Genomic DNA, 5,656 nt, shown 5'->3' on the forward strand with positions numbered 1-5,656 from the left:
CCAACTGATTAATAGTTGCCATGTAAGCAAACTCCAATATTATCTATCAAATTCCCACCCAAAATAGGTGCTCTCAAGTCGAGGGGCGCAAGTCTAATGACGCCCCCGTACAGTGTCAAGGCGTTTGGTTTATTTTTAACCAAACGCCACAACACGAAAGAAACCAGCTCGCTTAAAGCGAACCGCTCTCTTTGTTCAGTTCAGCACTCAACGCTTCTACAACATCCTGAGCTGAAACACCCAAGCCTTCTTCGACCGGGCCTTTTTCTTTTCTCGCTTTTCTTTCTGCGTGGTAAGCCAAACCTGTTCCGGCAGGAATCAGTCGGCCAACAACAACATTCTCTTTCAAGCCGCGAAGGAAGTCTCTCTTACCCGTAACCGCACCTTCTGTAAGAACGCGCGTAGTCTCCTGGAAGGATGCCGCAGAAATAAACGACTCTGTTGCAAGAGATGCTTTGGTAATACCAAGCAACTGCCGCTCACACTGTGCAGGCATCTTGTCGTCCAAGTCGGCCTTCTCATTCGCCTCAAGGAAGTGAACGTATTCAACCTGATCACCTTTGATGAGATCAGTATCGCCAGCCTGAGTCACCTCAACCTTTCGAAGCATCTGGCGCACAATCACTTCAATGTGCTTGTCATTGATGACAACCCCCTGCAAGCGGTAAACATCCTGAACTTCGTTTGTGATGTACTTCGCCAACTCAACGACCCCAAGAAGACGCAAGATATCGTGCGGATTAGACGGGCCATCAGAAACAACCTCTCCCTTCTCTACACTCTCACCTTCAAACACGTTCATCTGACGATGCTTCGGAATCAACTCTTCATATGGATCGCTACCATCTTTCGGAGTAATGACAAGGCGCTTTTTACCCTTCGTCTCTTTACCAAAGCTCACGACACCGGAAATCTCCGCAAGAATAGAAGACTCTTTCGGCTTACGCGCTTCGAACAAGTCGGCCACTCGCGGCAGACCACCCGTGATATCACGCGTTTTAGAGGACTCTTGAGGGATACGAGCGATAATATCACCCTCACTTACCTCATCGCCGTTACGTAGTGACAGCAGCGCATTCGCAGGCAAAAACATCTGGAATGGCGTATCTGTGCCAGGCAGCATAACTGGCTTGTCTTTCGCATCGACCAATTGGATCATAGGACGCACATCCTTACCTGAGGCAGGACGGTCTTTAGGATCTAAAATCTGGATACTACTAAGACCGGTCAATTCGTCGGTCTTAGTAGAAATGGTAATACCATCTTCAAAGCCGACTAACTGAATCTTACCGCTTTGTTCGGTAATGATAGGGTGCGTGTGCGGATCCCATTTAGCAACTACCTGACCCGCCTCTACAGCAGCGCCGTCTTTCACCGAAATGACCGCGCCGTAAGGCAGTTTATACCACTCTCGCTCACGACCATGCTCGTCGGCAACTGCCAAAGCAGATGAACGAGAAGTAACAACAAGGTTGCCATCTTTACGCTCGATGTGCTTCATATTATGCAAGCGAACAGACCCGCCATGCTTGACTTGGATATTGTCTACCGCAGAGGACCGTGACGCAGCACCACCAATGTGGAAAGTACGCATTGTCAGCTGCGTACCTGGCTCGCCGATCGATTGAGCTGCAATAACACCTACCGCTTCGCCACGATTAACAACATGGCCCCGCGCGAGGTCACGTCCGTAACATTGCGAGCACACACCATGACGCGTATCACAAGTAATCGCTGAGCGAACCCAAACTTCATCAACACCCGCTTGCTCTAATTCCTCTACACGCTTTTCATCAAGGAACGTACCGCGAGGAAGAACGGCGTTTTCTGTGTCACCAGGAGCAAATGCATCCTTTGCCGTTACACGACCAAGCACACGATCACCAAGAGGAACAACAACGTCGCCACCCTCGATCATTGGCGTCATCAATAGGCCTTCTTCAGTACCGCAATCCTCTTCGGTAACAACAAGGTCTTGAGCTACGTCAACCAAGCGTCGAGTCAAGTAACCCGAGTTAGCTGTTTTCAATGCCGTGTCCGCCAAACCCTTTCGAGCACCGTGAGTAGAAATAAAGTACTGGAGTACGTTCAAGCCCTCACGGAAGTTTGCAGTAATAGGTGTCTCGATGATGGAACCATCCGGCTTCGCCATCAATCCTCGCATCCCCGCCAACTGACGAATCTGCGCTGCGGAACCCCGAGCGCCGGAATCCGCCATCATAAATACTGAGTTGAAAGAATCCTGCTGAACCGTATTGCCTTCTTTATCAACAACATCTTCTTTACCCAAGGTATCCATCATCGCCTTCGCCACTTTATCGTTTGCGCGAGACCAAATATCGATAACCTTGTTGTATTTTTCGCCCTGAGTAACAAGACCCTGAGCAAACTGACCTTCAATTTCTTTTACTTCGTCAGTCGCTGCGTTAATGATCCCTTCTTTCTCATCCGGGATAACAAAATCATTAACACCAATCGACGAGCCTGAATGCGTTGCTTGTGAAAAGCCGAGATACATCAACTGATCAGCAAAGATTACTGTATCTTTCAAACCACAGGTCCGATACGCCGAGTTGATAAGACGAGAGATCGCCTTTTTCACCATTGGCTTATTAACAAGCTCAAACGGTAAACCTTTCGGTAGGATATTGAACAACAACGCTCGACCAACAGTTGTATCAACCAACTTCGTCTCTGCGACAAGCTCACCACCTTCGGTATAGGTATGCTCTGTAATACGAACCTTGATTTTCGCCTGCAGGTGCACCTGCTTAGCACCATGCGCTCGCTGAACCTCTTTAATGTCAGCGAACACCATGCCTTCGCCTTTTGCCGCTATGCGGTCACGCGTCATGTAGTAAAGGCCAAGTACTACGTCCTGAGAAGGAACAATGATCGGCTCTCCGTTAGCGGGAGATAAGATGTTGTTGGTAGACATCATCAAAGCGCGAGCTTCTAGCTGTGCTTCCAATGTCAAAGGAACGTGGACAGCCATTTGGTCCCCATCGAAGTCGGCGTTATAAGCCGCACAAACCAATGGATGCAACTGTATCGCCTTACCCTCGATCAATACGGGTTCAAATGCCTGAATACCGAGACGGTGAAGTGTCGGGGCACGGTTGAGCATGACAGGGTGCTCTCGAATAACTTCAGCAAGAATATCCCAGACCTCTGCAGTCTCGCGTTCAACCATCTTCTTCGCAGCTTTAATGGTAGTCGCAAGCCCTCGACTCTCGAGCTTAGAGAAGATAAAGGGCTTGAAAAGCTCTAACGCCATTTTCTTCGGAAGACCGCACTGATGCAGGCGCAAACTTGGGCCAACAACGATTACCGAACGGCCAGAATAGTCAACACGCTTCCCAAGCAAGTTCTGACGGAATCGACCCTGCTTACCTTTGATCATATCTGCTAGTGACTTCAAAGGACGCTTATTGGAGCCCGTGATTGCGCGACCACGACGACCATTATCGAGCAAAGCATCGACAGATTCTTGAAGCATACGCTTTTCATTACGAACAATAATATCCGGAGCACTTAGCTCAAGCAGCCGCTTCAAACGGTTATTACGATTGATTACTCGGCGGTACAAATCGTTTAGATCCGAAGTCGCAAATCGTCCACCATCAAGTGGAACAAGTGGTCGCAAATCCGGCGGCAACACTGGCAGAACATCCAGCACCATCCATTCTGGTTTATTCCCAGAACTGTGGAATGACTCAAGCAACTTCAAGCGCTTAGAAAGCTTTTTAATCTTGGTTTCTGAATTAGTTGCAGGAATTTCTTCACGCAAGCGCTCAATTTCACCCTCAAGACTAATGTCCTTCAATAAGGATTGAACGGCTTCAGCACCCATCTTGGCATCGAACTCATCACCAAACTCTTCAAGCGCTTCGTAATACTGTTCATCCGTTAGAAGCTGACCGCGCTCCAGTGTCGTCATACCTGGATCGATTACGATGAACGATTCAAAGTAAAGAACACGCTCAATATCACGCAGCGTCATGTCCAAAAGCATACCAATACGCGACGGAAGCGACTTTAGAAACCAGATATGCGCGACAGGGCTCGCCAGCTCAATATGCCCCATACGATCACGGCGCACATTGGCAAGCGCAACTTCTACGCCACATTTCTCACAAATTACGCCTCGATGCTTGAGACGCTTGTACTTACCACAAAGACATTCATAGTCTTTGATTGGTCCAAAAATCTTCGCACAGAACAAGCCATCACGCTCTGGCTTGAAGGTACGATAGTTAATCGTTTCTGGCTTTTTCACTTCGCCAAACGACCACGAACGAATCATTTCTGGTGATGACAAACCAATTCGAATCGAATCGAATTCTTGAGTATCGTTCTGGTTTTTCAACAGGTTTAATAAATCTTTCATCGCTTTCGCTCCGGTAGGAGTTATAAGTTGGCGGGCCATCACCAATAATGGTTTTGAAAGCCCGCTGTCGCTATTTCAATTGGGTTATCGACTGACTACTCAGATTCCAACTCGATATCTATACCCAATGAGCGAATTTCTTTGACCAATACGTTAAAGGATTCAGGCATACCTGGCTCCATACGATGATCGCCATCAACAATGTTTTTATACATTTTGGTACGGCCATTAACATCATCCGACTTGACCGTTAGCATTTCCTGCAAGGTGTAAGCGGCACCGTATGCTTCAAGCGCCCATACTTCCATCTCACCGAATCGCTGACCACCGAACTGTGCTTTACCGCCAAGTGGCTGCTGCGTAACAAGGCTGTACGAACCGGTAGAACGAGCGTGCATCTTATCGTCGACCAAGTGATTCAACTTCAACATGTACATATAACCGACAGTAACAGGACGATCGAACTCTTCACCAGAGCGTCCGTCAAACAACGTTGTCTGCCCACTGTCATCAAGATCAGCAAGACGTAACAGCTCTTTGATCTCACTTTCTTTTGCTCCATCAAACGCAGGCGTAGCCATTGGCACACCGGCCCGAAGGTTGTTTGCCAACTCAATGATTTCAGAATCGCTAAAGCTGTCTAATTCTTCCTGCTTACTTGCTACACCGTTATAGATCTCACCAAGGAAACCGCGAAGCTCAGCGACTTCCTTCTGCTGCTTAATCATAGTGTTGATTTTATGACCAAGACCTTTTGCAGCCGCCCCTAGGTGTGTCTCAAGAACCTGACCAACGTTCATACGAGATGGGACACCAAGAGGATTGAGAACGATATCTACCGGATTGCCATGCTCATCATAAGGCATGTCCTCAACCGGCATAATTACGGAGATGACACCCTTGTTACCGTGCCGTCCAGCCATTTTATCACCAGGCTGAATTCGACGCTTAATCGCAACATAAACCTTAACGATCTTCAACACGCCAGGCGCCAAGTCGTCGCCAGTTTGAAGCTTGCGCTTCTTCACTTCAAATCGTTCTTCGTGCTCTTTCTTACGTTCTTCCAAAGAAGCTTGAGCCTTCTCTAGCAACTCGTTGAGGGAATCGTCCGCCAAACGGATCTTAAACCACTCTGTCGCTTCAAGGGCTTGAAGGTAGTCAACTGTCAGGGTGTCGCCTTTCTTAAGTCCTGGAGCAGAAATGATCGCCTGACCATCGATTGCTGCCGTCAAACGCTCGTACGTAGCGCCTTGAAGAATGCGGTAC

1 protein-coding gene and 1 pseudogene are annotated in these 5,656 nt (G+C 48.2%); both read right to left on the minus strand.

Features of this window, described 5'->3' with window-relative positions; translation table 11 throughout:
- Positions 1–172 precede the first annotated feature (172 nt).
- On the minus strand, positions 173–4,390 hold the full coding sequence (rpoC, locus tag A3750_RS10745) for a DNA-directed RNA polymerase subunit beta' (protein ID WP_068465399.1): 4,218 nt from the start codon (positions 4,388–4,390) through the stop codon (positions 173–175).
- A gap of 95 nt (positions 4,391–4,485) precedes the next feature.
- Positions 4,486–5,656: pseudogene (gene rpoB / locus A3750_RS10750) on the minus strand (DNA-directed RNA polymerase subunit beta); the annotation flags it as partial.

The sequence above is a fragment of the Oleiphilus sp. HI0079 genome, assembly GCF_001635105.1.